This is a genomic window from Xenorhabdus hominickii, from assembly GCF_002632725.1.
Classification (GTDB): domain Bacteria; phylum Pseudomonadota; class Gammaproteobacteria; order Enterobacterales; family Enterobacteriaceae; genus Xenorhabdus; species Xenorhabdus hominickii.
Genome location: NZ_NJAI01000001.1, coordinates 1275341 through 1301720, shown reverse-complemented (window position 1 = coordinate 1301720; position 26380 = coordinate 1275341). Strand labels below are relative to the sequence as shown.

Genomic DNA, 26380 nt, shown 5'->3' with positions numbered 1-26380 from the left:
GACGGGCCTTTTAACTTTAATCCACTGCCACAACGGTGGCAACAAATTAACGTTTGGAGAACTGTGGACGACGACGTGCTTTACGCAGACCCACTTTCTTACGTTCAACTTCACGAGCATCGCGAGTAACGAAGCCAGCTTTACGAAGATCAGAACGCAGAGTCTCGTCATAAGCCATCAGTGCACGGGTAATACCGTGACGGATTGCGCCTGCCTGACCAGAGATACCACCACCTTTAACAGTGATGTACAGATCCAGTTTGTCCAGCATTTCAACCAGCTCAAGTGGTTGACGTACAACCATACGCGCAGTTTCACGACCGAAGTAAACTTCGAGGCTGCGTTGGTTGATTACGATGTTACCGCTACCTGGCTTAATGAAGACACGAGCGGAAGAGCTTTTGCGGCGACCAGTGCCGTAGTATTGATTTTCAGCCATTGCCTATAATCCCGATTAAATGTCCAGAACTTGTGGTTGCTGTGCCGCGTGGTTGTGCTCGCTGCCCGCATAAACTTTCAGTTTACGGTACATTGCACGACCCAGTGGCCCTTTTGGCAGCATGCCTTTAACCGCGATTTCAATGACACGCTCAGGACGGCGGGCAATCATCTCTTCAAAGGTCGCTTGCTTGATACCACCGATGTGGCCAGTGTGGTGATAATAAATCTTGTCAGCACGTTTGTTGCCAGTTACAGCAACTTTTTCTGCGTTAACAATAATGATGTAATCACCAGTATCAACGTGCGGAGTATATTCCGCTTTGTGCTTGCCGCGCAGACGGCTAGCTATTTCAGTTGCAAGACGGCCTAAAGTTTTGCCATCTGCGTCAACAACATACCAGTCGCGTTTTACGGTTTCTGGTTTAGCTGTAAAAGTTTTCATTAAAGCTTACCCAATTATAAGTTACACGTTGGTGAACACTCGATGTTCAGAAACTGTTTTGAGGTTCACACGACTCATGTCCAGCAAACCTACCCCTTCGAGTAGCCTATGCCGGCACTAATGCAAGTTTTTTGGGAAATAAAAAATCCTGCTGTAACGTGGGGTCGCAAGATTATAGAGAAGTCATCGTAAAAAATCGACCCCAAATTCAATAATTATCCCGTGGATTGATTTTGCTTTTACTCTCACGGGCAAATATATCAAGGTAAATGCGGGAGTTTCAGATATTCCTCGCTCTGCATTTCCTGTAATCGGGACAGGCAACGACGGTATTCAAATGTCAGCAGTTCTCCCTGATAAATCTGCTCCATCGGGACTTCAGCATTGATGATGAGTTTTACATGACGCTCGTAGAATTCATCAACCAGTGCAATAAAACGCCGGGCTGCACTTTCATTCAACGCGGTCATAATCGGTGCCTCATGCAGCAAAACAGAGTGATAAAGCTTCGACAATGCAATGTAATCCAACTGGCTACGGGGATCTTCACACAATGTTTTAAAGTGAATGGCCAATACTCCATCCACACTATTGATAGCAGGCATACTGCGGTGATTAATCTCCAATACAGGATTCGGTTCACCTTCTCGCCCCGCCAATCGCAGGAACATGTGATGCATCTCCTGCCGCGTTTCGTCCGACAATGGTGTCAGATAAAGATGCGCTTGTGTGAGCGTGCGTAACCGATAATCAATACCCGCATCGACATTCATAACATCACAATATTTTTTGATTTGCTCAATGGCAGGTAAAAACCGTGCACGCTGTAATCCATTGCGGTAAAGCTCATCCGGTGGAATATTAGAGGTTGCTACCAATGTAATTCCCCGCGCAAATAGGGCTTCAAGCAACGTACCGAGGATCATGGCATCCGTAATATCTGATACAAAAAACTCATCAAAACAGAGCACATCGGTCTGCGCCTTAAAGCCATCAGCTATCACCTCTAGAGGATTTTCATTCCCTTGTAAAATCGTTAATTCTTCATGTACCCGCAGCATAAAACGGTGAAAATGGAGACGCAATTTTCGTTCGCTAGGCAGGCTTTGGTAAAACATATCCATCAACCACGTTTTACCACGCCCGACACCTCCCCACATATAAAGCCCCTGCACCGGACGACACCGTTCAGGTGCTTGCCGACCAAATAATTTCCCCAACATGCCTTTTAGCCCCTTAGGCTGCTGAGAAAGGCAAGAGCGAGCATTGATAAGATTGCGATGAATAATATCCAGACGTGTAACGGTATTCCGCTGTACATCGTCAGGTTGATACTGGCCGTCAGACAGCGCAGATTGATAGAGAGATGAAGGTGTAATCGGTGACATGAAATTGACGATCCTTAAAATTTTTTATTCTCAGCACATATGGCATTTTATTGGCGAGAGTGGTAGCAATCTCCTATGATTTCAGTTCATTATACTCTTTGCCAACTCAGAAAGTAGCTCACTACATACTTGTGCAATTTTGTGTAAAATTAACATATTGGGTGGTAGGCAAATTAATTAATAATCAATATTCCACTCCAACTTAATTAACGGTTATAGTGTAGTAACGACATTAAGAGCCTACTCGAAATAAGGGGATCGGCTCTAAAACATTACGAACAATGATGTTACTAAAGGAGTTGCCATGACTTGGGAATATGCACTGATCGGATTAATCATTGGTTTTATCGCCGGAGCGTTAGCTGTCCGTTTTGGCAGCTCAAAGCTCCGCCAACAAAGTGTACTACAGGCAGAGTTAGAGAAAAATCGGGCTGAGCTGGAAGAATACCGCAAAGAACTGGTTGGTCATTTCGCCCGCAGTGCTGAGCTACTTGATAATATGGCTCGCGATTATCGCCAGTTGTATCAGCATATGGCTAAAAGTTCCAGCGAACTGATGCCTGACACGCCAATACAGGATAACCCTTTCAATTATCGCCTGGGCGAATCCGATGCTGAGAAAAGTAAAGTCGCATCGAATATGCCTCCACGTGATTATTCTGAAGGTGCTTCTGGCCTATTTCGCCCTATTCAAGATAAGAAACAGTAACTATTTTGCCGTGGTAACAGTCAATGCCACGGCAACCCAACGATGTTTTTCTCTTCTCTGCTCGAAAAAGTTTTGTTTTTTATTTTTGATTCACGTAAATACCTGTAAAGAAATTACTTGTAACTACATTATTAGTGAACTTTGCCGAATAATCGACAGTCATAAAAACATCGAAACAATGATACTTAGAACCTATCACAATAAAGCATCACTTTTTGGGGAGCATTAAACTCCCTGACAAGATAGGTTGCTTAAGTGCATACAATTACCCTTTCTGGCTTAGGTATGAGAACGTATTCAATGAAAAGAAAAAACACATTGCTCAGCGCACTCGCTATCAGTATTGGATTGTCTTTAGCTTCAGTTCCAATGGTAAGTCATGCAGCCTTACCTGCTGCAATGGCCTCTCAAGAATTACCCAGTCTCGCACCAATGCTGGAAAAAGTGCTTCCTTCTGTTGTCACTGTGCATGTTTCAGGCACTGAAGTGCAAAATCAGCAACTTCAGTTACCGGAAGATTTCCAATTCTTCTTTGGACCTGCTTTCCCTTCACCTGAGCAAAGAAGCCGCCCATTTAAAGGTCTGGGATCTGGTGTTGTTATCAACGCAGATAAAGGCTATGTGCTGACCAACAACCATGTTATTGAAAATGCCAGCAAAATGAATGTTCAGTTAAACGATGGTCGTGAATATTCAGCAAAACTCATCGGGCGTGATCCACAGACTGACATAGCGCTTTTACAGTTGAAAGATGCCAAAAACCTGACAGAGATTAAATTCGCTGATTCCGATCAACTACATGTTGGCGATTATGCCGTTGCAATTGGTAACCCGTTTGGGTTGGGGCAAACTGTCACTTCAGGGATCATTTCTGCCCTTGGTCGCAGTGGTTTGAATTTGGAAGGTTTAGAAAACTTTATCCAGACTGATGCATCCATTAACCGTGGTAACTCCGGTGGGGCATTGATTAATCTGAAAGGAGAATTAGTCGGGATTAATACCGCCATCATCGCACCGGGTGGTGGTAACATCGGTATCGGTTTTGCTATCCCGAGTAATATGGCCAAGAACCTTGCTGGTCAACTTATTGCCAATGGGGAAGTCAAACGTGGCATACTCGGCATCCAGGGTACTGAGATGTCGGCAGATATCGCTAAAGCACTCAACGTTGATGCGCAGAAAGGTGCTTTTGTCAGCCAAGTTTTACCTAAATCAGCTGCGGAGAAAGCAGGTATCAAGCCGGGGGATGTGCTCGTTTCCTTTGATGGTAAGAGAGTCATGAGCTTCGCTGAATTGCGGGCAAAAATCGGGACAACAGCCCCAGGCAAAGAAGTCAAAATTGGCCTGCTGCGCAAGGGTAAACCTATCGAAGTAACCGTCAAACTGGAAAACAGTGATGGTGAATCAACAAAAGCAGAAAACCTGAGTGTCGCCCTGAAAGGCGCAACGCTGAGCAATGGCACAGAGAAAAAAACTGAAGGTATCAAAGTAGATTCCATTGCTCAGAATTCACCGGCAGCAATGGCGGGTTTGCAGAAGAATGACCTTATTGTCGGTGCCAATAATGTGCGAATTCGAAATATCAATGAACTACGTAAAGTCATTGAGGAAAAATCTTCTGTTGTCGCGCTGAACGTCATACGTGGCGACGCTAATGTTTATCTGTTATTGCGCAATTAATCAATTTAACCATTATACCCACTGAAAAACCAAGGGTATATATCCAATGGATTTCGAGTTGCAGCGCGACGGCAAGAAAACGAATCCCCGAGAGCATAACTAACTATGTGACCGGGGTAAGTGAGCGTAGCCAACAAAGCGGCAACTTGAAAGACGAAGGTTATAAAAGCACAATCTAGTAACCATGACAGACACTGTACAATGCCGTGTCTGTCTACTTCTATGCTATTCTTCTTTCAATCATTTATTATTGAATAATGCCATGCTGATCAAGTTATTGCGCTCTATACTAATAGGTCTATTCATTGCAGCCATTTTATTGGTCGTCATCCCTTCATTCCGTCCCAATGGCTTAAAAAATCTCCTGAGCGATAATGACAACAATAAAATTTACAGTTTCAGCCAAGGAGTTCGGCGAGCGGCGCCGGCTGTTGTTAATATCTATAGCAGCAACATGGGCAGTTTTTCCCACGAAAGCCGAGAACTACAACCCTTAGGCTCCGGTGTCATTATGAGTGAACGTGGTTATATTATCACTAATAAACATGTCATCAATAAAGCAGGCTCTATCATTGTCGCGCTGCAAGATGGCCGTTTTTATGAGGCTCTGCTGGTCGGTTCAGACGATCCAACAGATCTGGCAGTCCTAACAATTAATGCCAAAAATCTGCCCATGATCCCAATCAATCCCAAACGAGTAGCCCATGTAGGGGATGTCGTGTTGGCAATCGGCAACCCGTATAATTTAGGGCAGACTATCACGCAAGGGATTATCAGCGCGACCGGGCGCGTGGGCCTCAGCCAGACACGTCGCCAGAATTTCCTGCAAACAGATGCTTCGATTAATCAGGGAAACTCCGGTGGGGCTTTGGTCAATACATTGGGGGAATTAGTCGGTATCAATACCTTGACGTTTGATAAGTCAGAATTTGGTACAACACCTGAAGGGTTAGGGTTTGCCATTCCAACAAAACTGGCGACGACAATCATGCAGAAGTTAATCCGTGACGGGCGAGTCATCAGGGGATACATTGGCATTACCGCCAGAGAGTTACCCCGTATTCGCTCAACGGACAGCAATATCAATCAGATTCAAGGCATGCGTGTTTTTCAAGTTGCACCGGAAGGACCAGCCGAAAAAGCCGGCATTAAAGTGGGCGACATCATTACCAGTGTTAATAACCAACCTGCGATTTCCCCTGTAGAAACCATGGATCAAGTGGCTGAGATCCATCCGGGGAGCGTTGTGCCTGTTATTGTGCTGCGTGATGGCTCTCCTCTCACACTTAACGTCACAATTGATGAATTTGATGGTCACTAAATTAATTTCCCTCGCCCACCAATATGGACGAGGGATAATTCTTATTCGAACGGAAGTCGATATCAGCTCCGCTTAGCTGGCTGATTTAATACGCTCAATATTCGCCCCAAGGCCACGCAATTTATCTTCGATATGCTCGTAACCTCGGTCGATATGATAAATACGATCTACAACTGTCGTTCCTTCAGCAATACAACCTGCCAGTACCAAACTTGCAGAGGCGCGCAAATCAGTCGCCATGACCTGAGCACCCGATAATTTTTCAACGCCGTGGCACAGAACAGTATTGCTCTCAATTTCTGCCCGAGCTCCCATACGAATCAACTCAGGAATATGCATAAAGCGATTTTCAAAAATAGTTTCAGTGATCATACCTGCACCATCCGCAACCATGTTCAACAGACTAAATTGAGCCTGCATATCAGTCGGAAAACCCGGATGCGGGGCCGTACGGAATGTCACCGCTTTAGGGCGCTGACCATGCATATCAAGGCTAATCCAATCTTCTCCTACTTCAATATCGGCACCCGCTTCACGCAGTTTGGCTAATACAGCATCCAGTGTATCCGGCTTAGCATGGCGGCAAATCACCTTACCACGGGAAATCACAGCAGCGACTAAGAAGGTGCCCGTTTCGATACGGTCAGGTAATACGCGATAAACACCGCCACCCAGACGCTCAACACCTTCAATCACGATGCGATCAGTGCCAGCCCCACGGATTTTCGCACCCAGTGTATTGAGGAAATTAGCAGTATCTTCAATTTCAGGTTCACGCGCCGCATTTTCAATGATGGTTGTGCCTTCCGCTAATGTTGCAGCGGTCATGATAGTCACTGTTGCTCCAACACTGACTTTATCCATAACAATGTTGGCACCTTTAAGGCGGCCATCTACAGAAGCTTTGACATAACCTTCATCCAGTACGATTTTCGCACCAAGCTGCTCCAACCCAGAAATATGGAGATCAACAGGACGGGCACCGATAGCACAGCCACCCGGCAAAGAAACCTGCCCTTGCCCGAAGCGAGCCACCAGTGGCCCCAATGCCCAGATGGAAGCGCGCATCGTCTTGACCAGTTCATAAGGGGCGCAATACTCGTTAACCCCACTGGCATCAACAAAAACAGAGCCATTACGTTCTACTTTTGTTCCCAAACGGTTGAGCAGTTTGATGGTGGTATCAATATCTTTCAATTCAGGAACATTTTGTAATTCCACAGGCTCTTCTGCCAGCAACGCAGCGAACATAATTGGCAGCGCGGCATTTTTTGCCCCGGAAATAGTAACCTCCCCCGACAGGCAGGTTGGCCCTTTTACACGAAATTTATCCATCTGTCATGATTCTCTTGTTTAATTCAAAATGTGCTGTTCGCTGAGAGACAAACAGCCTCAAAATCCTTGGAGCTTACGGTCACGCTGCCACTGTTCAGGTGTATATGCTTTGATTGACAACGCGTGAATACGGTTATCAGCAATGTATTCCATCAGAGGAGCATAAACCGTCTGCTGTTGTTTGACACGGCTCAGGCCATCAAAAACGGCACCAACGACAATAACTTGAAAATGGCTGCCATCACCGCTAACGATAGCTTCATCAAGTGCTAAATTTTCCATCAGCACTTTTTTAATTTTATTAGTATCCATAAATTGCTCACACTCGTCGTTAGAAAATAATAGTAGACGCCTATCGTAATGGAATCCAGGCGACTCTTAAACCAAGAAAAACGCCCCTGTAAGACGATGACTTACAAGGGCGTTGATTATTATTGAAAGAAGGAATTACGTTGTGGACTGATTATCATCAAAAAGACTTTGCAGACCATATAGTTCAACCAACGTTTTCAGGCGTTCTCCAACCCTCGAAAGCGTCAGAGTCCTGCCATTTTGCTGCCACTCTTCCTTCAAGCGGACAAACAGCGCCAACCCTGTAGAATCAACATGACTAAGCTGGGCAACATCAATATTTTCGATGCCTTCAAGCACACTGGCTTTTTGTTGCCAAAGAGGAAGCAAGCTATCACGATCCAACGTGCCATGCAGAAACAGCGTATTACCCACTTTTTCCCAACTGACTGCTTTTTTACTGGCTACGTTCTTACTGGCTAAGCTGCTATCCAACGTATCTTTTTCCATGTCACTTGCTCTTTTCCAAAGAGATAGGAGTTTTCGCACTGATAGCCAGTTGTTCAGTCAGACCGTCAATCCCTTTATTGCGCAGGATATCCACCCATTCATTTTGCTTGGTCGTAATCATGCTCACACCTTCTGCGATCATGTCATACGCCTGCCAATACCCCGTTTTACTGTTTTTACGCCATTGGAAATCCAGACGAACTGGCGGTTGTCCATTAGAATCAGTAATGGTGACGCGGATAGCCACTATTGTCTTATCCCCCAATGGCTGTTCTGGGGCAATCTGATAATTTTGGCCGTGATACATCGCCAGAGCCTGAGCATAGGATTGTATCAGATAAGACTCAAACGCCTTGAAATAAGCGTCACGCTGCTCCGGTGTCGCTTGTTTATAGTAAGGTCCCAGAACCAGTGCTCCAGCATATTTTACCTGCACATAAGGCAACAATTCTTGCTGCACAATCTGACGCAATACTTCTGGATTTGCCTTAATCTGGGGTTGCTTGTTCTTCAAATGGGTAAATGTTTTTTCCGCCGCATCTTTCATCAATGCATAGGGGTTGGTTTGGTCCATGGCGCAGGCCAATGGCGCAACCACCAGTAACGCAATCATAAGTAATCGCTTAAACATAAACATTATCTCTCCTAAGCAGTGGATTGCTGGTTAGTGTACTTGTCCAGATGTCGGTGCGGATTTTTCCTGACTGCCGCCGCCGCTCTTATACAAGAACTGACCAATCAAATCTTCAAGTACCATTGCAGATTTCGTGTCTTCAATACGATCGCCATCTTTCAGCATGTAAGTTCCCAAATCAGGATCATCAAACCCGACATTGAGTGCCACATACTGCTCCCCCAATAACCCTGCGGTTCGGATAGAAAGCGAACTGGTACTTGGAATATTGTCGTATTGCGTGAAAAGATCCAGCTCAATTTGTGGCGTATAGGTTTTATGATCCAACCAAATCCTCTCTACACGGCCAACCACGACCCCCCCAATTTTTACCGGTGAACGTACTTTCAGAGTACCGATATTGTCAAATGTGGCATAAACACGATAAGTTGGTTGATTGCCGAAGGATCGAATATCCGCAACTTTCAGACATAAAAAAATGATTGCAGCCAACGCAATCAAGACAAAAGCCCCAATCCAAATTTCATTTTTCTTGCTTTGCATCGACTCAATTCCCAAACATCAGTGCTGTCAGCACAAAATCTAAACCCAATACCGCCAACGACGCATGAACTACCGTGCGCGTCGTCGCCCTGCTGATCCCTTCCGACGTTGGGATAGCGTCATAACCATTGAACAGTGCAATCCACGTTACTGTGATGGCAAAAGCGACACTCTTGAGAAAACAATTGAGCAAATCTTTTTGCCAGTCCACCGCAGACTGCATGGATGACCAGAAAAAACCACCATCAATGCCTTTCCAATCCACACCAACCATTGCGCCACCCATAATCCCAACGGCGACAAAGATCAGCGACAGCAAAGGCATGCTGATTAAACCAGCCCAAAAACGTGGAGCAATAACACGTCGCAGTGGATCAACGGCCATCATTTCCAGACTGGAAATCTGTTCCGTAGCTTTCATCAAACCAATTTCTGCGGTCAGCGCTGAACCTGCCCGACCTGCAAACAGCAACGCAGTCACTACTGGTCCCAATTCACGTAACAGTGATAACGCGACCATCATGCCGAGACTGCCCTCTGCACTAAATGTGGTCAAAACCAGATAACCCTGCAATGAGAGGACCATACCGATAAACAATCCTGAAACCACAATAATCAACAGTGATTGCACACCTACGCTATAAAGTTGCTGGCGTAACAGTATCCATTGTTTGGCTGGTTCAGGCTTACCAATAATGGCACTGAACAGCATGAATCCCGCGCGACCAAATGAGGCTATCACCTCAATTGTGCGTCTGCCCAATGCTGACAACGCCCGTGTTAACATCAACATTCCATTATCCTAATAACTCAGTTTTGTAATCCCCTGCAGGGAAACGGAAAGGTACTGGCCCATCAGCGATACCATCAAGAAATTGCCGTACCCGATGGTCCTGATTTGCTCTCAATTGTTCTGGCGTACCTTCTGCAATCACCTGCTTTTCCGCCACAATGTAAGCATAATCGGCAATACTCAGCACTTCTGGCACATCGTGGGATACCACGACACACGTAACACCAAGCGCATGATTAAGCTCATCAATCAGCTTCACTAACACCCCCATCGTGATAGGATCTTGACCGACGAATGGCTCATCAAACATGATTAAGTCAGGATCGAGTGCAATAGCCCTCGCCAGCGCTGCTCTTCTCGCCATGCCTCCAGACAGTTCCGATGGCATTAATTGCGCAGCACCACGCAGCCCCACCGCTTCCAATTTCATCATCACGGTAGTATGAATCAACTCTTCAGGTAGTTGGGTATGCTCGCGCAAGGGAAAAGCCACATTGTTAAAAACATTCAGATCAGTAAATAAGGCACCTGACTGAAATAACATGCTCATTTTCTTACGGGCAGCATAAAGACGTGGGCGGGACAATGCCGGAATATTATCGCCATCAAACCAGATTTCGCCACGTTCTGGACGGATCTGCCCTCCGATCAAACGTAACAGGGTCGTTTTTCCGATGCCGGAAGGCCCCATGATGGCGGTAACTTTTCCTTTCGGGACGGTCAGATTAATATCAGCAAAAATAGAGCGTTGACCTCGGGTAAAATACATGCCGCAGATCTCTATAAGATTTGCTGTTTGTTGACTCATTATTGATAGCCCCTAACCGTTAATAGAACTGTTTTTATTACTAGATTTAAATAAGCAGTGTTGCATACTACAAAAAAATTTCCCGATTTGCGTTAGGAAAGTTGTGACAAATTTTACTTTTCATCTCTCGACCGTCAGAATGTATAAGTCTAGCTGAATAAATATTTTATGTTTAAAAATCAACCATTATTAGCATTATGCTCGGAATAACTCTTATTTAAGGGACACTCCATGTTTCTGACTATTGTACTGCTCATTACTGGGTTTATTTTACTGGTGTATGGTTCCGATAGATTAGTTTATGGTGCTGCGGTTTTTGCCCGTTCCCTAAAAATCCCTCCCTTTGTTATCGGGCTAATCATTATGGGCATCGGGACTTCACTGCCAGAACTGATGGTTTCAGTCACGGCAACCTTAGACGGATTGCCGGACATGGCCGTAGGTAATGCAATTGGTTCCAATATCACTAACCTGCTGCTGATCACGGGAGCCGCTGCTTTTATTAGGCCAATTACAGTGAAATCAGACATCTTGCGGCGGGAAGTTCCCCTGATGTTGCTGATTACTGCTTTTGCCGGGTATTTGTTGTCCAGCAACTACCTGAGTCGTCTGGATGGCATCATGCTGCTACTTTCCGCCCTCTTCTTCATCTCATTGATGCTTAAGATGACGGCTTCATCCCAACATAATGGTGTTGATAGCTATACTCAGGAACAAAATTCAGAATTACCTGTCGAAGGCAACAAAGGAATTGCACTTCTTTGGGTTGTCCTGGGTTTGATTATCCTGCCCATTTCCACCCGGATGGTGATTGATAATGCGACCGTCATTGCACGCATTTATGGTGTCAGTGAACTAATCATTGGTCTGACAATTCTTGCTGTAGGAACCAGCCTGCCTGAACTCGCGACAGTCATTGCAGCCGCCATAAAAGGTGAGAATGACATGGCAATGGGCAATATCGTCGGCTCTAATGTATTCAATACTACCCTCGTCTTGGGGGTTCCCGCCATACTTTCCCCCAGCGTCATTTCGCCTGATGCCTTTTCACGGGATTTTTGGGTCATGATGGCAGCTAGTGTACTATTCACGGTATTCTGTCTGGGAAGAAAGCATCGATTGAACCGATTGAACGGTATCTTGTTATTGGGCTGTTTTATCGCTTATTTTGTCGTACTTTTTGTTTCTAATTATTACGGTACTGAATAATTACCGGTTAAATGGGAAAAGAGTGGAAAGTAAAAATGTCTAATATCGATTTTCAGCAAGCAGGTAAGAAAGTATTACACATCGAACTTGACGGACTGGCAGGTCTGGAGCAGTACATTAATGACGATTTCGGCCAAGCCTGTAAATTAATGTTTGGATGCGAAGGCAAAGTGATTGTCATGGGAATGGGTAAATCCGGCCATATTGGGCGAAAAATCGCGGCGACATTTGCCAGTACAGGAACCCCCTCTTTTTTTGTTCACCCGGGCGAGGCCAGTCACGGCGATCTCGGCATGGTGACACCAAAAGACATCGTGCTGGCTATCTCCAATTCTGGCGAATCAAATGAAATTCTGACTTTGGTTCCTATTCTCAAGCGCCAGAAAATTTCATTAATTTGTATGACAAACAATCACGACAGCAGCATGGGAAAAGCCGCAGATGTCCATTTGTGTATTAAAATCCCACAGGAAGCTTGCCCACTGGGGTTAGCACCCACCACCAGTACCACAGCAACGCTCGTCATGGGAGATGCTTTGGCCATTGCCCTCTTGCAGGCCCGTGGTTTTACAACTGAAGACTTCGCCCTCTCCCATCCCGGTGGCGCACTGGGGCGCAAGCTTTTATTACTTACCAGTGATCTAATGACCATCGGTAATGATATTCCTCATGTCCCCAGCACCGCGACTCTGCGGGAAGCTTTAGTGGAAATTACCCGCAAAAAACTGGGTATGACGGTTATCTGCGATGATGATATGCAGATTAAGGGAATTTTTACCGATGGCGATTTGCGTCGTATTTTCGATATGGGAATCGATTTAAACAATGCAAAAATTGCTGATGTCATGACGGCTGGCGGTGTCCGTATCAAACCTAACGCACTGGCCGTTGATGCCTTGAATTTGATGCAATCACGCCATATTACCTCCTTGTTGGTCACAGAAGGTGATAAATTACTGGGTGTATTACATATGCACGATCTTTTACAAGCCGGAGTCGTATAAAGCCAGTAAACTGAGCCAATCATATATGATATAAATAAAGAGAATTCCTGAATGAACCGAACAGAGTATCTGGACACTTGTTATGGCCCAGTTAACAAAGCGATTATTGAAAAAGCCAGTAAAATCCGCCTGCTGATTTGTGATGTTGATGGTGTAATGTCTGATGGGCTGATTTATATGGGCAACCAAGGCGAAGAATTAAAAGCCTTTAATGTTCGCGATGGTTATGGCATTCGTTGTTTAATCACCTCCGGTATTGAAGTTGCCATTATTACAGGCCGCAAGGCGAAATTGCTGGAAAATCGTGCGGAAACATTGGGAATTACACATCTTTACCAAGGCCAAAACGATAAGATTTTGGCGTATCAAGAACTGTTGGATAAACTAGCCCTACAGCCAGAGCAAGTTGCCTATATCGGTGATGACCTTATTGACTGGCCTGTTATGGCACAAGTCGGGCTATCTGCTGCCGTTGCAGATGCCCATCCACTGTTGTTGCCAAAGGCAGATTATGTAACTCAGATTGCTGGTGGTCGCGGTGCAGTCAGGGAACTTTGTGATTTGGTACTCTTCTCTCAGAATAAACTGGAAGGTGCCAAAGGGTTATCCATATAAATTAAAACTGAAAAAAGAATGAGAAGAATTCAATCCTGGCTGATCGCAACACTGGCACTGATCGCACTGGCGCTGATCGGCTGGAATTTATCCAATATAAATGACGACACATCATCGCCCATCGTGGATGATGGTTACCCTACTTATCAAACACAGGAAGCCATTACTTTTGTTTATGATCCTGAGGGAAAGTTGGTTTACAAACTGGTGGCCGATGATGTCAAAAACTATGCCGAAACAAAACTCACTTGGTTTAGCAAGCCTATTTTAACAACTTTTGATCCTAACAACACAGCAGGAACCCCCGTAGCCACATGGACAGTAGGTGCCAATAAAGCCAAGCTAACCAATGATCAAATGCTCTATCTCTATGGGGATGTCCAATTGCACAGCCTGACCGAAGCATCACAATTGCAGAGGATCACGACAGAGAATGCAACCGTCAATCTCACGACGCAAGATGTTGCATCCGATGACCTAGTTACACTAACTGGTATCGGGCTGAAATCTGTTGGCATGAAAATGCGCGGCAATCTGCGAAACAAAACTGCTGAACTGATTGAAAAGGTGACCACTCGCTATGAGATTCCACATGAACAACCTAATCCGTAATACCGTTATTGCCAGTACACTTTTTGCAGTCAGTCTGCCCGTACTGGCTTTAAAAGATGATACAAAACAACCTATTACCGTCGACTCTGAAAAACAGTCTTTGGATATAACGGGCAACATTGCCACATTTACGGATAATGTTATCTTAAAACAAGGTTCAATCGACATTCATGCTGATAAAGTCGTAGTCACCCGCCCTGAAGGGGACCAGAAGAAAATGGTCATTGAAGCCTACGGTAATCCTGCCACTTTCTACCAATTGCAAGATGACGGAAAACCGATTAAAGGGCATTCGTCAAAAATGCAGTATGAAATGGGTAAAGAGCTGGTCACACTGACAGGTAACGCCTATCTTGAACAACTGGACAGCAATATCAAAGGCGATAAAATCACCTACCTGGTACCAACACAGCAAATGGAAGCCTTTAGTGACAAAGGCAAACGCGTTACCACCGTCCTGTTACCTGCCCAGTTACAGGAAAAAAGCCCAAGTGCTCACAGCACTGATGCACAAAAAAAGAGTAAATAACGACTTATGGCAATACTAAACGCAGAAAATCTGGCAAAAGCATATAAGGGCCGTAAGGTCGTTGAAAACGTCAGCCTAAACGTTAAGTCAGGCGAAATTGTTGGCCTGCTTGGCCCTAATGGCGCAGGGAAAACCACGACTTTCTACATGGTAGTCGGCATTGTCCCGCGTGATGCTGGCTCAATCACCATCGATGACAAGGACATCAGCCTGCTGCCTCTGCATGAACGTGCCCGTCGTGGAATCGGCTACTTACCACAAGAAGCCTCAATTTTCCGCCGTTTGAGTGTATACGACAATTTAATGTCAGTCCTTGAGATCCGCAAAGACATTAATCAGGAGCAGCGGAGAATACGCGCAGAAGAGTTGATGGAAGAATTTCACATCTCTCACCTGCGTGACAACCTTGGGCAATCACTTTCCGGTGGTGAACGCCGCCGTGTGGAAATAGCCCGCGCGCTAGCGGCCAATCCAAAATTTATCCTGCTGGATGAGCCTTTCGCAGGCGTTGACCCGATTTCTGTACTGGATATTAAAAAGATCATTCAACACTTGCGAGATTACGGATTAGGGGTTCTGATTACTGACCACAATGTTCGTGAAACCTTGGATGTCTGTGAACGTGCCTATATCGTCAGTCAGGGGCACTTGATTGCTCATGGCAGTCCAGACGATATCCTGAATAACGAGCAGGTCAAACGTGTCTATCTGGGTGAAGGTTTCCGCCTTTAATTCCCATTTTTTGCCAGACACAGCTCAAGGGATCGTTCCAGCGAGGTTAAGGACGAGTTAAGGAGAAAGTGGTAACGCTATGAAGCAAAGTTTGCAACTCAAGCTCAGTCAGCAATTGGCAATGACGCCACAACTCCAGCAAGCTATCCGTTTGTTGCAACTTTCTACGCTTGAACTTCAACAAGAAATTCAGCTTGCTTTGGACACCAATCCTCTGCTTGAACAAGAGGATCCACATGAAGAAGTGGATAGCCAGGAACCCCCTGATACTGAAGTGATGGACGCCCGAGAAGCGCTAGAACAGAAAGAGATGCCTGAAGAACTCCCACTGGATACCAGTTGGGATGAAATTTACTCCGCTGGCACGCTTTCAGGAACAAGCAGTGATTACAAAACTGAGGACTTTCCCGTCTATCAGGGAGAGACACATCAGACGCTGCAAGATTATCTGATGTGGCAGGCAGAATTGACGCCGTTTACCGAAACCGATTTTGCCATTGCCACGTCAATCATCGATGCTATTGATGACACAGGCTATCTGACTGTTTCTGTCGACGAAATCCTTATCAGTATCGGTAATGACGAACTGGCGTTGGTAGAAGTCGAAACCGTTCTCAAGCGCATACAGCATTTTGATCCGATTGGTGTGGCTGCCCGTGATTTGCGGGAATGCTTGCTTATCCAGCTTTCAATTTTGCTACCAGAAACTCCACATCTGAACGAAGCCAAACTCATTGTCAGCAAATATCTTGAACTGCTGGGCAATCGAGACTTCCGTAATTTATTACGCCAGAGCAAATTAAAAGAGAACGCTCTGAAAGGAGCGATTGATATTATTCAATCACTGGAGCCGAAACCGGGGTTGGTAGTCAATACCAGTGAATCCGAATATGTTATTCCCGATGTCTTAGTGCAGAAAGTCAATGAAAGCTGGCAAGTCAGGCTAAATGCCGATAGCATTCCCCGTCTGCGTATCAACCAGCAATATGCAGCAATGGGGCAACAGACCAATAATGAAAATGACAGTCTGTTCATCCGCAGTAATTTGCAGGAAGCCAAGTGGCTGATAAAAAGCTTAGAAAGCCGCAATGAGACATTATTGAAAGTCGCCATCTGCATTGTTGAACGGCAACAAGACTTTTTTGAACATGGTGAGGAGTACATGAAACCGCTGGTATTGGCTGATATTGCCTATCAGATTGACATGCATGAATCCACCATCTCCCGCGTAACGACACAGAAATACCTGTATAGTCCACGAGGGATTTTTGAACTTAAGTATTTTTTCTCCAGTCACGTCAATACAGATAGTGGAGGTGAAGCCTCTTCTACCGCAATACGTGCGCTGGTGAAAAAAATGGTCGCGGCAGAAAACCCGGCTAAGCCACTGAGTGATAGTAAATTGACCAGTATACTGGCTGAACAAGGTATTCAAGTGGCACGTCGGACTGTCGCAAAATATAGAGAGTCGTTATCCATCCCGCCTTCAAACCAACGTAAAAAACTGGTTTGAACAACACAGAGAAGGAAAACACTATGCAACTCAATGTTACAGGCCACAATATTGAAATTACAGATGCACTACGCAACATTGTAAACACCAAATGCGGCAAATTGGATCAATATTTCGATAAAATTAATCTCATTCAGGTCATCCTCCGAGTGGAAAAGGTACAGAAAATCGCCGAAGCCACGGTGCATGTTAATGGAGGTGAGTTGCATGCAACCTCAGAGCATGAAGACATGTATGCGGCAATTGATGTACTGGTAGATAAGCTAGCGCGTCAATTAACCAAACACAAAAGCAAATTGAGACAACATTAACAGCTTTCAAGCGATAGGGCCGTCATAAAATTACCACTGTTCTATCTATCGCACCTATAGTGTCTTTAACATATAGTGTCTTTAACATCTATGGTGTGACTTCTATAGAGTGACTATAACGCAGTGCATCAATACCAGATGCCCCAACTAGGCATCTGGTATTACAAGGCTCTAAGTGAATAACAAAATGAACAACGAAACAGATTTACCACTAAGCTCAGTGCTTTCACTCGAATGTACGCGTAACAACGTACCTTGTTCGAGTAAAAAGCGTGCCTTAGAGATTATCAGTGAGCTGGCATCAAAGCAGCTTGGATTACCGGAACATACCGTATTTGAAGCCATTCTTTCCCGCGAAAAAGTGGGAACAACTGGCATTGGTAATGGAATTGCGATACCCCACGGCAAATTAAATAAAGAGTGCTCGAATAATGCCGTTGGCGTGTTCTTGCGTCTGGAGCAGCCCATTACTTTTGATGCCATCGATAATCAACCTGTTGATTTATTGTTCGCCTTATTGGTTCCATCAGACCAGTGTCAAACCCATTTACATTCACTCTCATTGATTGCAAAGCGCCTTGCAGATAAGAGTCTTTGTCGTCGCCTGCGCTCAGCACAGAGTGATGAAGAACTATACAAAACCATTACTGAATAAATGGCAATTAAAATTATAAACGTTTAGGGAGTCACTTCATGGTGCTGATGATAGTCAGCGGTCGTTCTGGTTCCGGTAAATCGGTTGCCCTGCGTGCGCTGGAAGATATGGGTTTCTATTGTGTAGATAACCTGCCAGTCGTGTTACTGCCAGAATTGGCAAACACGCTGGCAGAACGCGATATTTCGGCGGCAGTCAGCATCGATGTCCGAAACATGCCGGAGTCGCCAGAAATCTTCGAAGAAGCCCTAACGCAATTGCCTGCCAGTTTTTCACCGCAGCTACTGTTTCTTGATGCCGACCGCAACACGTTGATCCGTCGTTACAGTGATACACGTCGCCTGCATCCTCTATCAAGCAAGAACCTGTCACTGGAAAGTGCGATTGACCAAGAAAGTGATCTATTGGAGCCTCTGCGTTCACGCGCTGACTTGATCATCGACACATCTGAAATGTCCGTTCATGAGCTGGCAGAAATGCTCAGGACGCGTTTACTGGGTAAACGTGAACGTGAGCTGACAATGGTATTTGAATCTTTTGGCTTCAAACATGGCATCCCGATTGACGCAGACTATGTTTTTGATGTGCGTTTCCTGCCCAACCCACATTGGGATCCTAAACTGCGTCCAATGACAGGTTTGGATCGCCCTGTTGCGGCATTTTTGGATCGCCATACAGAAGTCCATAACTTCATTTATCAGACCCGCAGCTATCTTGAACTTTGGCTACCGATGCTGGAAACCAATAACCGTAGCTACCTGACTGTCGCCATTGGTTGTACCGGCGGTAAACACCGCTCGGTCTATGTTGCGGAGCAATTGGCCGATTATTTTCGTTCTCGTGGCAAAAACGTGCAGTCACGTCACCGTACATTGGAAAAACGCAAATAGCGCGATCAATCGATCAAGCAATAAAGAAAAGCATGACAGTCAAACAACAGCTTAAAATTAAAAATCGGCTTGGAATGCATGCCCGGCCTGCGATGAAACTGCATGATCTTGTACAGCAGTTTCAATCGCAGGTCATTCTGCGCAACAGCAGCAATATTCAAGCAGAAGCCCGCAGCGTGATTGCCATGCTCATGCTGGATTCCGAACAAGGCAGTTATATTGAAGTCGAAGCGACAGGACCGGATGAACAACAAGCGCTGGCGGCCATTGTTGAGCTATTTAATTCCGGCTTTGACGAAGAATAGTAAACAAAATATACAATTCCAATAGATTCTAGTCACTGTAACGTCCATTATATTCCTCGAAAGAGGGCGTAAACACAAAACTCACCTGTCCCTTCTCATTCCCACCACATTTATTTTCAACGCCTTCCACACAATGATATTCGCGCCCTAAAATCCTTTTTTCATCCAAAACATTCGCATTCTCTCTATCTTCAAAAAAACAAAAATAGTAGTTAAAACCAACTAAAGATAAAAAAACCTTCATATATTCCACATATAAATCTTTCAACCACAATAAAAACAATCGACTTAAATAATTAAATTGGTTAATTATCCTAACTATTTATAAATAGTATTCAATACACAATAAATGTTACATATCAATAAGTTAACTGAATGAAATCAGTTTAGAAAAAACCTATTATTAAGGAGCATTTACACATAGTGCATTGCACACACAAATCCTAAATTGGAGATTTATTTCATGCGTTTTACTAAAACTACACTGGCAATTATGCTTGGATTGAGCCTGACCCATAGTGTTGCTCAAGCAGCGCCTGCACTCTCTTTGGATAACACTAAAGCAGAACACGTTGCAGCAACTAATAACGCTTGGGTTGAAGTCAACACCACTACGTTTGAAAACAATATCCATATACTGAAAACGCATCTGAACAAAGACACTAAAGTGTGCGCGATCCTGAAAGGCGACGCTTATGGTCACGGTATCGGCTTACTGATGCCATCCATAATCAAAACAAACGTACCTTGTGTAGGTATCACCAGTAACGAAGAAGCTCGCATCGTGCGTGAAAGCGGCTTTAAAGGCCAATTGATGCGTGTTCGTGCGGCTGCGGCAAGTGAAATCGAAAGCACTCTGCCTTATGACATGGAAGAGATGGTTGGCGATCTGGAACACGCTAAGACCATCGATACCCTTGCCAAAAAACATGGCAAAGAAATTCGTGTCCATCTGGTTCTGAACACTGGTCTCATGAGCCGTAACGGACTGGAGATGAAAACTGAGCAGGGTAAACAGGAAGCACTGGAAATTGCTAAACTGTCTAACCTGAAGATGGTGGGTATCATGAGCCACCATGCACTTACTGACCTGAACGCTATTCGTGAAAGTGCCAAAAACTTCAAAGAGCAAACTGATTGGCTGATGAAAGCGGCTAATCTGAAACGTGAAGACATTACCCTACACGCATCAAGCTCTTTTGCCTCCTTGAGCGTTCCTGAAGCACAATTCGACATGGTTCGCGTTGGTAGTGCGCTTTACGGCAGCCTGAGCACTGATTACCCAGAATTCAAACCACTGATGCAGGTGAAAACCCGCATTGCTTCTGTTAAGCCATATCCTAAAGGTAACGGTGTAGGTTACGACAATACCTTTATCCTGAAACGTGACTCCAAGCTGGCTAACCTGCCGGTCGGTTTCTCTGATGGCTTCAGCTCCAGCCTGTCAAACAAAGCCTACGTCCTGATCAACGGACACCGTGCGCCAGTTGTTGGTCGCGTTTCCATGAATACCGTGATGGTCGATGTCACCGATCTGCCAGAAGTTAAGAGCGGTGATGAAGCTGTGATCTTCGGTAAACAAGGTAAAGATGAAATCACCCAATCTGATATTCAGAAATGGAGCGGTATGCACATTGTTGAGTTTTCTTCCCTCTGGGGAGAAGCCAATCCACGAGTCATTACCACCGATGCATAATCTGAGGCTCAAAATGATGGTGGGCAGTGTATCCATCCCTTGTGGATGAAGCTTATTTCATTAATAATGCAAAACAGTTCGTGATCATGATCTCTTTATTTTCATGGCAGAACAGCCTAATATCATTTTAATCACTTTGAAAATAACACCCCCTCCTTGCGATGCGGGGTGTTATTTTGTATTGAGCCTAATTTGGAGCGTGGTATGACAAAACCTAAAATTATTATCAATGAACTGGATGCTGAACGTTTAGATTCGTTGTTGGAACAACCCGCATTTGCCAATACCAGTATTGCGGATGCCTTAAATGAAGAACTGGATCGAGCGGAAATCGTGCCACCAGTAGATATTCCTGCCGACGTAGTCACCATGAACAGTGAAATTCGTTTTATTGACCTAGGCAGTAATGAAGAACGTGTCCGCACATTGGTCTATCCTGCTTCCCTGCAAGACAGCACCAGGCACCTGTCAGTTATGGCTCCTTTAGGTGCCGCACTTCTGGGTCTGCGGGTAAATGATGAGATCGCTTGGGAACTGCCAAACGGCGAGAAAACCCGCATCAAAGTATTAGAAATACTTTACCAACCAGAAGCCGCAGGTGAATACCACCGTTAGCTCACAGCCAGCCCAGTGACTTCCGAACTGGCTGTTGTTGATTGAGTATCCCTATTGACCGGCGATACTCATTTCTGGCAACAGTACCGAACCGCACTGAATATTACTGCGCGTTTCAATATCATCACCAATTGTCACCATATTCGCCCACATGTCTTTCAAATTGCCAGCAATAGTGATCTCACTGACGGGATATTGAATCACACCATTCTCGACCCAAAAGCCAGATGCACCACGGGAATAATCCCCCGTAATCGCACTCACACCTTGCCCCATCAACTCGGTGACGATCAAACCTGTTCCCATTTCGCGCAACAAACCTGCAAAATCCCGCCCTTGACCTGCGATATGCCAGTTATGAATTCCGCCCGCGTGGCCGGTATTCACCATGCTCAATTTACGTGCAGAGTAAGAAGTCAGCAACCAAGTCTGCAAAACACCCTCTTTGATAATATCAAGCGGAGCCGTGCGTACCCCTTCACTGTCAAAGGGAGTCGAAGCCAGCCCCCTCAGTAAATGAGGCTGCTCTGAAATGGTCAGCCATGAAGGTAAAATCTGTTTGCCCAGACTGTCCAACAAGAAAGAAGACTTACGATAGATGCTGCTACCACTGATTGCTCCCACCAAATGACCAAATAAACCCGTTGCCACTTCCGCAGAAAAAATAACCGGGGCTTTCATTGTGGATAATTTACGCGCGCCCAAACGGGAAAGCGTACGGCGGGCACATTCATGCCCCACCCACTCTGGTGATTTTAAATCGTCAAGATGGCGGCTTATGGTGTAAGCATAATCACGCTCCATATTGCCATCTTGCTCAGCAATCACGCAGCTCGACATAGAGTGACGACTTGAACAGTAACTTTGCAACATACCGTGACTATTGCCAAATACCCGAATACCATAATGGCTGTTAAAACTGCCGCCTTCGGTATTAGTAATGCGGTTATCCACCTGCAATGAAGCCTGTTCAGCTCGAGCAGCCAGCTCAATGGCCTTATCGGCATCCAGATCAGCCGGATGGAACAAATCTAACTCAGGAGCCTCAAACGCCAGTAACTCTTTATCGGCAGGGCCTGCGTAAGGATCAGGTGACGTATAGCGAGCAATATCAATAGCGGCCTGAACAGTACGGGCAATCGCCTCTGGGCTAAGATCTGTTGAGGAGGCACTACCTTTGCGTTGTTGATGATAAACCGTGATCCCCAGTGCGCCATCGCTGTTAAACTCAACGTTTTCGACTTCACTGAAACGGGTGCTCGCGCTGATCCCGGTAGTTTTATTGACTGCGACTTCCGCAGCATCACAACCGGACTTCGCTAATTCCAGAGCATGGGCGACCGCATCTTCTAGTTGCTTACGCTGCTCTGCGATTTGTTGATTCGTGACTATCATTAATTAACCGTAATCCAATGAATTAAAAAGATAATTTGTCATAAAAAATGCCTAAATCCGGTTCATGACATGAATGCCGAGTGGTAATCAGGCAATTTTCCCAGTTACAATACACAATATTAGGATGTTAACACCCACCGGACGATAGGTCATGCTCCAAAACATACCTTATCCGGCCTTTTTGGAAGGAAAACGATTATGGCAAAGCAGCCTGAAGATTGGCTCGACAATTATCCTGCTGAAGAGGAAGAAGAAGAGATAATCTGGGTCAGTAAAAGTGAAATCAAGCGAGATGCTGAAATACTGAAAAAACTGGGAACCGAACTGGTTGAACTCAGTAAGAACCAACTGGAAAAGATCCCACTGGATGAAGATTTGCTGGCTGCCATTGAGTTGGCACAAAAAATCAAACGTGAGGGCCGTCGCCGCCAGTTACAGTTGATCGGTAAATTGTTGCGTGCTCGTGACCCCGAACCTATTACCACTGCGTTGGATAAGCTGAAAAACCGTCACAATCAGCAAATCGTTATATTGCATAAGCTGGAAGAACTACGTGACAAATTGCTTGAAAATGATGATGCCTTGGAAGAAGTGGTGACATTGTATCCTCATACTGATCGTCAGCAACTTCGCACACTGGTACGCAACGCTAAAAAAGAGAAGGCGGCCAACAAGCCACCGAAATCCTACCGTCAGATTTACCAATATCTGAAAGAGTTATCTGGAACTGTTTAATATTTTCAACCGCCATTTCGTAAAGAATTGGCGGTACTCTCTCCCGCTCTTCCCATTTTTATCCCATATAGCCCTTGCCATTTCCCCTTTACTCACATTTTACTAAATTGATTGAAGTTAACATTTTAAATTAAACGTTAATGAATTGTAACGAAAAATAAGCTAGCCTAATTCGTATTGCATCGCCTTTACTCTTTACTTTGTTCACTCGAAATTATTAAAACTGTACAAAGGATGTCTCAAATGCCATTAGTTGTTATTCCCGATGATTATCAATACGCTACAAAACACATTCAGGCTTTATATCAGAACAGTGATTTTGAAGTTGTCAGTCTCGGCGCAGTTGATCGCGATCCTAAAGCAGAAGCGTGGTTGGCCAAGGCTGACGCTCTGATACTTATCCGTGAAAGAACCCTCATTAATGGGCAATTCTTGTCTAAGACCCCCAATTTAAAGCTGATCAGCCAAACGGGCAAAGTGGCTTACAATATCGATCTGGAATTATGCGCACAACGGGGAATTGCTGTCGTTGAAGGTGCGGGTTCACCCGTTGCCGCCGCAGAATTAACTTGGCTATTAATCCAGAATTCCATACGCAAATTTGTTCCCTCGGTAGAAACTATGAAGAAAGGATTATGGCAAACTGAGTTTGGTGATACCGTTGCCGGCAAGACACTGGGAATAGTCGGTTACGGCAAGATAGGCCAAATGATTGCGAAGTACGCACAAGCATTTGACATGCAAGTACAGGTTTGGGGATCAACTCGTGCGCAAGAGCAAGCTCGCCAAGAAGGGTTGATTGTGCCAAATTCCCGTGAAGATTTTTTCCAGACTTCAGATGTGATTACCCTACACCAACGATTAGTCAAAGAAACCGCTGGCAATGTTACATTTTCCGACCTTACCCAGATGAAAACGACCGCTGTATTGGTCAATACCGCAAGATCTGGATTGATAGAAGCCGGAGCACTTGAAAAAGCCCTAGACCTAGGTACTCCGGGTTTTGCTGCACTCGATGTTTTTGATATTGAACCAATCTGGGATATCAACCACCCTTTATTAAAACGAGAGAATGTACTTTGCAGCCCACACATCGGCTATGTTACCAAAAGCTGCTATGACATTTATTTCGAAAGCGCGTTTAAAAATGTTGAGAGATATTTTGCTGGTGATAAAAGCCACGTAATTAATCGGTAATAGTTAATTATTGAATTCCCCCTTTATAATCTCATTAGATAAAGGGGTCATCACCCTATTCCTAACGCCCTACAAGATAAATACATCAATTACCTAATACCATCAGGTTTTTCAACACTAACAATAAAATTATCAAAATAAGAATGTTGCTCTAGTGGCGGAGCCCAATCCAGCGTCGAACCACCGAAAAATGAACTCCATTTTATTGCATCAATAAAAACATCATCCTTATTTCTAAATTTAATGTCACTTATCCTAACGACTTCTTTATCATCAATATATTGTATATAGATGCCATCTCGTTTTCCGATATCATTCAACTTCACATATTGCGTTAATGTATACCAAACACCTCTCTTTAAAGAGAAATTTAATTTAACGTTATCGCCACATCGGGACTCTTTCTCAGGATAATAAAGATAACCTACTACTCCTCCTCCTTTTTTCCACATCAAACGACTGCTGAAACCATCAAAACTACCATTATCGACACATCCTGATGGATGATCACCACCTGCCAGACCAGGCAATTTCCCTCCTTTAATCCACATAAAATCTTTACTGAATAACACGTTATATTGCAACCATAACGCTTTATGCTTACCATTTATTGGTACATTAAATGATGTTCCAGCTTTAGAGCCAACCATATCAGCAAGATACGTTATCTCTAACACCTTATTGTTATTATTTCGTGGATCAATAACAATATTTAATCGACCTTGATTAAGCCCTGATGATAACGTAGGCGATATTCTCCAATCAGATTTAAAATCTTCAGCAGTATATTTCCCTACTTTATGTTCAAAATTCACATAAATTAAATTATCATGTTTTTCATTTGAAATAGGGTGTAAGTGGTTTTGTTCCATAATTAAATCCTTATGAAAATTTTATTTTAACATTCTCCCTATTTTCAATTTGAGTCAAATTTTATACCACCTCACCATCTTAAAATAAATCATTAGTCTTTTATATTTAATACACCTAAATACAACCAACTAAATTAAATAGAATAAACTGAAAAGTCGTAAATACCATCTTTTTATTTTTATTTTTATTTTGATGCCACGATTCTCAGAGTATCATAAACGGAAAGCAGGTAAGTAAAACCATCTCTATCAAGAAAATAGCCACTACTATCAACTTTGGCGTATCGAAAATAGCCAACATTATATTATTGATGTGTTTTTTTTAAAAAAGACGATTCACGTTATGCTCCCGCCCTACATCCAAGGGAGATTACTGAAAAAATTATTACAAATATCGATTAGAAAAATATAATTAATCAATAGTAAAAACATGACATTATTAATTTCAAACCCAATAATGTCATTATTTTTGCTTGTAAATAACTCTTCACCCAAAAAACGGGTCATGTATTAAATAGTTAGTTGTTGTGATATGCTTCCCGCCTTTTAAGGGTAAAGCATGGCCAAAGCTGACGTCTATTGCCGTTATTGTCACAAATC

Annotated in this window: 31 protein-coding genes; 18 read left to right on the top strand and 13 right to left on the bottom strand. The window is 44.3% G+C overall.

The genetic code is table 11. The features are described 5' to 3' along the window. Window positions 1-46: 46 nt before the first annotated feature. From rpsI to zapE, 3 genes are all read right to left on the bottom strand, one after another. Complete coding sequence (rpsI, locus tag Xhom_RS05835) at window positions 47-439, bottom strand: 30S ribosomal protein S9 (RefSeq protein WP_069317806.1); 393 nt, start codon at window positions 437-439, stop codon at window positions 47-49. A gap of 15 nt (window positions 440-454) precedes the next feature. Continuing rightward, a complete protein-coding gene (rplM, locus tag Xhom_RS05830; RefSeq protein WP_012990147.1) occupies window positions 455-883 on the bottom strand; it encodes a 50S ribosomal protein L13 in 429 nt (142 codons plus the stop codon). Between the two features lie 260 nt (window positions 884-1143). Continuing rightward, window positions 1144-2271: a cell division protein ZapE gene (gene zapE, locus Xhom_RS05825; protein ID WP_069317805.1), complete on the bottom strand. Its 1128-nt coding sequence runs from the start codon at window positions 2269-2271 to the stop codon at window positions 1144-1146. Window positions 2272-2575: 304 nt separating this feature from the next. On the opposite strand from zapE, the gene zapG reads away from it, so the two are divergent. The 3 genes from zapG to degS all read left to right on the top strand — a co-directional run bounded on the left by zapG (window position 2576) and on the right by degS (window position 5981). Further along, window positions 2576-2980, top strand: coding sequence for a Z-ring associated protein ZapG (gene zapG / locus Xhom_RS05820; RefSeq protein ID WP_069317804.1), 405 nt, complete (start codon window positions 2576-2578; stop codon window positions 2978-2980). Window positions 2981-3280: 300 nt separating this feature from the next. Then, window positions 3281-4660, top strand: coding sequence for a Do family serine endopeptidase (locus tag Xhom_RS05810; RefSeq protein WP_069317803.1), 1380 nt, complete (start codon window positions 3281-3283; stop codon window positions 4658-4660). 262 nt (window positions 4661-4922) lie between these two features. Then, complete coding sequence (gene degS, locus Xhom_RS05800) at window positions 4923-5981, top strand: outer membrane-stress sensor serine endopeptidase DegS (RefSeq protein WP_069317802.1); 1059 nt, start codon at window positions 4923-4925, stop codon at window positions 5979-5981. Window positions 5982-6053: 72 nt separating this feature from the next. On the opposite strand, the gene murA is transcribed toward degS, so the two are convergent. The 7 genes from murA to mlaF all read right to left on the bottom strand — a co-directional run bounded on the left by murA (window position 6054) and on the right by mlaF (window position 10895). After that, window positions 6054-7316 (bottom strand): UDP-N-acetylglucosamine 1-carboxyvinyltransferase, encoded by a 1263-nt coding sequence (gene murA / locus Xhom_RS05795; protein ID WP_069317801.1) that lies wholly within the window; start codon window positions 7314-7316, stop codon window positions 6054-6056. Between the two features lie 57 nt (window positions 7317-7373). Beyond that, on the bottom strand, window positions 7374-7628 hold the full coding sequence (gene ibaG / locus Xhom_RS05790) for a BolA family iron metabolism protein IbaG (protein WP_069317800.1): 255 nt from the start codon (window positions 7626-7628) through the stop codon (window positions 7374-7376). Between the two features lie 135 nt (window positions 7629-7763). Next, on the bottom strand, window positions 7764-8117 hold the full coding sequence (mlaB, locus tag Xhom_RS05785) for a lipid asymmetry maintenance protein MlaB (RefSeq protein WP_069317799.1): 354 nt from the start codon (window positions 8115-8117) through the stop codon (window positions 7764-7766). 1 nt (window position 8118) lies between these two features. Next, a complete protein-coding gene (mlaC, locus tag Xhom_RS05780) occupies window positions 8119-8748 on the bottom strand; it encodes a phospholipid-binding protein MlaC (RefSeq protein ID WP_069318549.1) in 630 nt (209 codons plus the stop codon). A 33-nt stretch (window positions 8749-8781) separates the two neighbouring features. Further along, window positions 8782-9294, bottom strand: coding sequence for an outer membrane lipid asymmetry maintenance protein MlaD (gene mlaD / locus Xhom_RS05775; RefSeq protein ID WP_069317798.1), 513 nt, complete (start codon window positions 9292-9294; stop codon window positions 8782-8784). 4 nt (window positions 9295-9298) lie between these two features. Continuing rightward, window positions 9299-10081, bottom strand: coding sequence for a lipid asymmetry maintenance ABC transporter permease subunit MlaE (gene mlaE / locus Xhom_RS05770; protein ID WP_069318548.1), 783 nt, complete (start codon window positions 10079-10081; stop codon window positions 9299-9301). A 10-nt stretch (window positions 10082-10091) separates the two neighbouring features. After that, window positions 10092-10895, bottom strand: a complete 804-nt coding sequence (gene mlaF, locus Xhom_RS05765; RefSeq protein ID WP_069317797.1) for a phospholipid ABC transporter ATP-binding protein MlaF — start codon at window positions 10893-10895, stop codon at window positions 10092-10094. A gap of 231 nt (window positions 10896-11126) precedes the next feature. On the opposite strand from mlaF, the gene Xhom_RS05760 reads away from it, so the two are divergent. The 11 genes from Xhom_RS05760 (at window position 11127) to npr (ending at window position 19270) form a co-directional block, all read left to right on the top strand. After that, complete coding sequence (locus Xhom_RS05760; protein ID WP_069317796.1) at window positions 11127-12104, top strand: calcium/sodium antiporter; 978 nt, start codon at window positions 11127-11129, stop codon at window positions 12102-12104. A gap of 35 nt (window positions 12105-12139) precedes the next feature. Further along, on the top strand, window positions 12140-13108 hold the full coding sequence (gene kdsD, locus Xhom_RS05755; protein ID WP_069317795.1) for an arabinose-5-phosphate isomerase KdsD: 969 nt from the start codon (window positions 12140-12142) through the stop codon (window positions 13106-13108). 51 nt (window positions 13109-13159) lie between these two features. Beyond that, window positions 13160-13723, top strand: coding sequence for a 3-deoxy-manno-octulosonate-8-phosphatase KdsC (gene kdsC, locus Xhom_RS05750; protein ID WP_069317794.1), 564 nt, complete (start codon window positions 13160-13162; stop codon window positions 13721-13723). Between the two features lie 18 nt (window positions 13724-13741). Then, window positions 13742-14335, top strand: a complete 594-nt coding sequence (lptC, locus tag Xhom_RS05745) for an LPS export ABC transporter periplasmic protein LptC (protein WP_069317793.1) — start codon at window positions 13742-13744, stop codon at window positions 14333-14335. Continuing rightward, window positions 14316-14864 carry a lipopolysaccharide ABC transporter substrate-binding protein LptA gene (gene lptA / locus Xhom_RS05740; protein WP_069317792.1) on the top strand — a complete coding sequence of 183 codons (549 nt, stop codon included), beginning with the start codon at window positions 14316-14318 and terminating at the stop codon, window positions 14862-14864. Before lptC ends, lptA begins: the two co-directional genes overlap by 20 nt. A gap of 6 nt (window positions 14865-14870) precedes the next feature. Next, window positions 14871-15596: an LPS export ABC transporter ATP-binding protein gene (lptB, locus tag Xhom_RS05735; protein WP_069317791.1), complete on the top strand. Its 726-nt coding sequence runs from the start codon at window positions 14871-14873 to the stop codon at window positions 15594-15596. Between the two features lie 79 nt (window positions 15597-15675). Then, window positions 15676-17109 (top strand): RNA polymerase factor sigma-54, encoded by a 1434-nt coding sequence (gene rpoN / locus Xhom_RS05730; protein WP_069317790.1) that lies wholly within the window; start codon window positions 15676-15678, stop codon window positions 17107-17109. A 23-nt stretch (window positions 17110-17132) separates the two neighbouring features. After that, window positions 17133-17420: a ribosome hibernation promoting factor gene (hpf, locus tag Xhom_RS05725; RefSeq protein ID WP_069317789.1), complete on the top strand. Its 288-nt coding sequence runs from the start codon at window positions 17133-17135 to the stop codon at window positions 17418-17420. Window positions 17421-17607: 187 nt separating this feature from the next. Further along, window positions 17608-18075, top strand: coding sequence for a PTS IIA-like nitrogen regulatory protein PtsN (ptsN, locus tag Xhom_RS05720; RefSeq protein ID WP_069317788.1), 468 nt, complete (start codon window positions 17608-17610; stop codon window positions 18073-18075). A 38-nt stretch (window positions 18076-18113) separates the two neighbouring features. Next, window positions 18114-18965, top strand: a complete 852-nt coding sequence (gene rapZ, locus Xhom_RS05715; protein ID WP_069317787.1) for an RNase adapter RapZ — start codon at window positions 18114-18116, stop codon at window positions 18963-18965. A gap of 32 nt (window positions 18966-18997) precedes the next feature. After that, complete coding sequence (npr, locus tag Xhom_RS05710) at window positions 18998-19270, top strand: PTS phosphocarrier protein NPr (RefSeq protein WP_069317786.1); 273 nt, start codon at window positions 18998-19000, stop codon at window positions 19268-19270. Between the two features lie 28 nt (window positions 19271-19298). Here the strand turns inward: npr and Xhom_RS05705 are convergent, their stop codons facing one another. Beyond that, complete coding sequence (locus tag Xhom_RS05705; RefSeq protein ID WP_145957428.1) at window positions 19299-19523, bottom strand: hypothetical protein; 225 nt, start codon at window positions 19521-19523, stop codon at window positions 19299-19301. Between the two features lie 210 nt (window positions 19524-19733). Between Xhom_RS05705 and alr the strand changes: the two genes are divergently transcribed. Both alr and rnk read left to right on the top strand, forming a co-directional pair. Continuing rightward, window positions 19734-20966 (top strand): alanine racemase, encoded by a 1233-nt coding sequence (gene alr / locus Xhom_RS05700; protein WP_069317784.1) that lies wholly within the window; start codon window positions 19734-19736, stop codon window positions 20964-20966. 204 nt (window positions 20967-21170) lie between these two features. Further along, window positions 21171-21581, top strand: coding sequence for a nucleoside diphosphate kinase regulator (gene rnk / locus Xhom_RS05695; RefSeq protein WP_069317783.1), 411 nt, complete (start codon window positions 21171-21173; stop codon window positions 21579-21581). A 51-nt stretch (window positions 21582-21632) separates the two neighbouring features. On the opposite strand, the gene pmbA is transcribed toward rnk, so the two are convergent. Next, complete coding sequence (gene pmbA / locus Xhom_RS05690; RefSeq protein WP_069317782.1) at window positions 21633-22976, bottom strand: metalloprotease PmbA; 1344 nt, start codon at window positions 22974-22976, stop codon at window positions 21633-21635. Between the two features lie 198 nt (window positions 22977-23174). Between pmbA and yjgA the strand changes: the two genes are divergently transcribed. Both yjgA and Xhom_RS05680 read left to right on the top strand, forming a co-directional pair. Continuing rightward, window positions 23175-23711 (top strand): ribosome biogenesis factor YjgA, encoded by a 537-nt coding sequence (gene yjgA, locus Xhom_RS05685; protein ID WP_069317781.1) that lies wholly within the window; start codon window positions 23175-23177, stop codon window positions 23709-23711. Between the two features lie 243 nt (window positions 23712-23954). Then, the gene (locus Xhom_RS05680; protein ID WP_069317780.1) at window positions 23955-24908 is read left to right on the top strand and encodes a D-2-hydroxyacid dehydrogenase family protein; all 954 of its coding nucleotides are present in this window, start codon (window positions 23955-23957) and stop codon (window positions 24906-24908) included. Window positions 24909-24997: 89 nt separating this feature from the next. Here Xhom_RS05680 and Xhom_RS05675 read toward each other — a convergent pair whose 3' ends face one another. Continuing rightward, window positions 24998-25780, bottom strand: a complete 783-nt coding sequence (locus tag Xhom_RS05675) for a polysaccharide lyase (protein WP_069317779.1) — start codon at window positions 25778-25780, stop codon at window positions 24998-25000. Window positions 25781-26380: the final 600 nt, after the last annotated feature.

Coding starts and splice junctions, on each gene's coding strand:
- rpsI (WP_069317806.1), bottom strand. CDS start 439: ATGGCTGAAAATCAATACTACGGCACTGGTCGCCGCAAAAGCTCTTCC.
- rplM (WP_012990147.1), bottom strand. CDS start 883: ATGAAAACTTTTACAGCTAAACCAGAAACCGTAAAACGCGACTGGTAT.
- zapE (WP_069317805.1), bottom strand. CDS start 2,271: ATGTCACCGATTACACCTTCATCTCTCTATCAATCTGCGCTGTCTGAC.
- zapG (WP_069317804.1), top strand. CDS start 2,576: ATGACTTGGGAATATGCACTGATCGGATTAATCATTGGTTTTATCGCC.
- Xhom_RS05810 (WP_069317803.1), top strand. CDS start 3,281: ATGAAAAGAAAAAACACATTGCTCAGCGCACTCGCTATCAGTATTGGA.
- degS (WP_069317802.1), top strand. CDS start 4,923: ATGCTGATCAAGTTATTGCGCTCTATACTAATAGGTCTATTCATTGCA.
- murA (WP_069317801.1), bottom strand. CDS start 7,316: ATGGATAAATTTCGTGTAAAAGGGCCAACCTGCCTGTCGGGGGAGGTT.
- ibaG (WP_069317800.1), bottom strand. CDS start 7,628: ATGGATACTAATAAAATTAAAAAAGTGCTGATGGAAAATTTAGCACTT.
- mlaB (WP_069317799.1), bottom strand. CDS start 8,117: ATGGAAAAAGATACGTTGGATAGCAGCTTAGCCAGTAAGAACGTAGCC.
- mlaC (WP_069318549.1), bottom strand. CDS start 8,748: ATGTTTAAGCGATTACTTATGATTGCGTTACTGGTGGTTGCGCCATTG.
- mlaD (WP_069317798.1), bottom strand. CDS start 9,294: ATGCAAAGCAAGAAAAATGAAATTTGGATTGGGGCTTTTGTCTTGATT.
- mlaE (WP_069318548.1), bottom strand. CDS start 10,081: ATGTTAACACGGGCGTTGTCAGCATTGGGCAGACGCACAATTGAGGTG.
- mlaF (WP_069317797.1), bottom strand. CDS start 10,895: ATGAGTCAACAAACAGCAAATCTTATAGAGATCTGCGGCATGTATTTT.
- Xhom_RS05760 (WP_069317796.1), top strand. CDS start 11,127: ATGTTTCTGACTATTGTACTGCTCATTACTGGGTTTATTTTACTGGTG.
- kdsD (WP_069317795.1), top strand. CDS start 12,140: ATGTCTAATATCGATTTTCAGCAAGCAGGTAAGAAAGTATTACACATC.
- kdsC (WP_069317794.1), top strand. CDS start 13,160: ATGAACCGAACAGAGTATCTGGACACTTGTTATGGCCCAGTTAACAAA.
- lptC (WP_069317793.1), top strand. CDS start 13,742: ATGAGAAGAATTCAATCCTGGCTGATCGCAACACTGGCACTGATCGCA.
- lptA (WP_069317792.1), top strand. CDS start 14,316: ATGAACAACCTAATCCGTAATACCGTTATTGCCAGTACACTTTTTGCA.
- lptB (WP_069317791.1), top strand. CDS start 14,871: ATGGCAATACTAAACGCAGAAAATCTGGCAAAAGCATATAAGGGCCGT.
- rpoN (WP_069317790.1), top strand. CDS start 15,676: ATGAAGCAAAGTTTGCAACTCAAGCTCAGTCAGCAATTGGCAATGACG.
- hpf (WP_069317789.1), top strand. CDS start 17,133: ATGCAACTCAATGTTACAGGCCACAATATTGAAATTACAGATGCACTA.
- ptsN (WP_069317788.1), top strand. CDS start 17,608: ATGAACAACGAAACAGATTTACCACTAAGCTCAGTGCTTTCACTCGAA.
- rapZ (WP_069317787.1), top strand. CDS start 18,114: ATGGTGCTGATGATAGTCAGCGGTCGTTCTGGTTCCGGTAAATCGGTT.
- npr (WP_069317786.1), top strand. CDS start 18,998: ATGACAGTCAAACAACAGCTTAAAATTAAAAATCGGCTTGGAATGCAT.
- alr (WP_069317784.1), top strand. CDS start 19,734: ATGCGTTTTACTAAAACTACACTGGCAATTATGCTTGGATTGAGCCTG.
- rnk (WP_069317783.1), top strand. CDS start 21,171: ATGACAAAACCTAAAATTATTATCAATGAACTGGATGCTGAACGTTTA.
- pmbA (WP_069317782.1), bottom strand. CDS start 22,976: ATGATAGTCACGAATCAACAAATCGCAGAGCAGCGTAAGCAACTAGAA.
- yjgA (WP_069317781.1), top strand. CDS start 23,175: ATGGCAAAGCAGCCTGAAGATTGGCTCGACAATTATCCTGCTGAAGAG.
- Xhom_RS05680 (WP_069317780.1), top strand. CDS start 23,955: ATGCCATTAGTTGTTATTCCCGATGATTATCAATACGCTACAAAACAC.
- Xhom_RS05675 (WP_069317779.1), bottom strand. CDS start 25,780: ATGGAACAAAACCACTTACACCCTATTTCAAATGAAAAACATGATAAT.